This window comes from Vibrio ouci (assembly GCF_004551525.1).
GTDB classification, from domain to species: Bacteria; Pseudomonadota; Gammaproteobacteria; order Enterobacterales; family Vibrionaceae; genus Vibrio; species Vibrio ouci.
The window spans coordinates 1-438 of the sequence record NZ_SATR01000369.1 but is presented as its reverse complement, the minus strand read 5'-3'; the positions used below and the strand labels follow the sequence as shown (position 1 = coordinate 438).

The 438-nt window shown below is 45.0% G+C and carries 1 protein-coding gene; it reads right to left on the bottom strand.

The window, feature by feature from the left end:
- A partial coding sequence (locus tag ELS82_RS28035; protein ID WP_208733336.1) for a hypothetical protein occupies positions 1–353 on the bottom strand: 353 nt, incomplete at its 3' end.
- Between the last annotated feature and the right edge of the window lie 85 nt (positions 354–438).

The following is a 438-nucleotide window of genomic DNA, read 5'->3' as shown; positions in this document are numbered from 1 at the left end:
TGATGGGCGCGCAGCATCATGCAACTGTTGGCATGGACATCGACAAGTGCAAGCCCCATGATTTCAAGCCCATGCTTCATGGAACTTGCACAACCGGACCAGAAAGTACCGATATGCGGAGTCTTCTTACCCGACTTGCTGATGTAGCTCGGATCGATGGCTATAGCCAATAGACCATCCATATTCAAGTAACGTCGGCATAGGGCAAGGTTGAACTTCACCCAGTCTATGCATTTAGCACGACCACGGTTGAAGTTCGTTCTGTAGGTCTGCTCACAATGGGTGCCGTAACGCTCCATTTGAGTGAAATTTATCTTTCTTTGTATCGTCATGTACAATAAAAGTATTTCCAAGAGTAGACTCTCGAAAGTTTTGCTTAACTTTGCAGATGAACTTTTGATAGCATCTCTGCATATTTCCGTATATTGGTTGAGTGGT